The organism is Microtetraspora sp. AC03309, assembly GCF_020826795.1.
GTDB lineage: Bacteria > Actinomycetota > Actinomycetes > Streptosporangiales > Streptosporangiaceae > Microtetraspora > Microtetraspora glauca.
In genome coordinates, this window is record NZ_JADDIL010000303.1 from 1 (window position 1) to 724 (window position 724).

Genomic DNA, 724 nt, shown 5'->3' on the forward strand with positions numbered 1-724 from the left:
TCCCGGCATCGACGTCGACCAGACCCGCGGCTTTGAGGGTCAGCATCGGTTAGACCACCGGCTCCTTGATCAGGTTTATGTAGGCGGCGCCGCTGTCGAGGACGCGAGGCTGCTTCCACACCTCGACCGGGAAGCTGACCTGGACAATCGACTGCCCCAGGTGCACAAGGGCTTTGGCGTCATCGGGCATGCTGGCCAGCGGGAAGCGCGCGTCGACGTAGACCATGATGTCCTCGAGCCGGGCCATGCCGGCATCGTAGAGCTCCTGCATCTCGTCCATCGTCGAGTTGAGACGCTTCTGATAGCGCTCCTCTTCGGTGGGCAGGCACCAATCGCTGAACCGCTCCAGGTCGGCGAATTCCTCGGGCAGCTTAGACATTCACTTCATCCTTCTTGTCAGCACCGGCGTGCTTGCCGTTGGTCGAACCGTTGCCGTTGGCTTTGGCCTCTTTGTACCGGTCCACGTACTTGTGTGCGGTGTGGTGCAGGTGGCGCAGCAGAATTTCCTGGTCGCACAGCGGGAAGTCGAGTACGGCGCGGGTGCCGATCTGCGTCTGGGTGGCTTCCAGGGTGTTGGCGTCCTGGAACGCATACTCCTTGAACGTCACCGCGGCCAGTTCCTGGGAGAGCCGTTGACGCAGGTTCTTCGGCGGCACGAAGTACAGGTCGGCCTCGAAGATATGGCTGTCCACCCCGGTGGGCCAGTAGTTGTAGGTCAGGTACC

General features: G+C 62.0%; 2 protein-coding genes. Both read right to left on the bottom strand.

The window, feature by feature from the left end; genetic code table 11:
• Positions 1-49: 49 nt before the first annotated feature.
• The gene (locus IMZ11_RS42970) at positions 50-379 is read right to left on the bottom strand and encodes a hypothetical protein (RefSeq protein WP_003880135.1); all 330 of its coding nucleotides are present in this window, start codon (positions 377-379) and stop codon (positions 50-52) included.
• Positions 372-724, bottom strand: a 353-nt coding sequence (locus IMZ11_RS42975) for an SRPBCC family protein (RefSeq protein WP_228649375.1), incomplete at its 5' end; no start/stop codon positions are given. The genes IMZ11_RS42970 and IMZ11_RS42975, both read right to left, overlap by 8 nt.

Bases quoted from the DNA above. Each gene is read 5' to 3' on its own strand.
- IMZ11_RS42970 (WP_003880135.1), bottom strand. From the start codon at position 379: ATGTCTAAGCTGCCCGAGGAATTCGCCGACCTGGAGCGGTTCAGCGAT.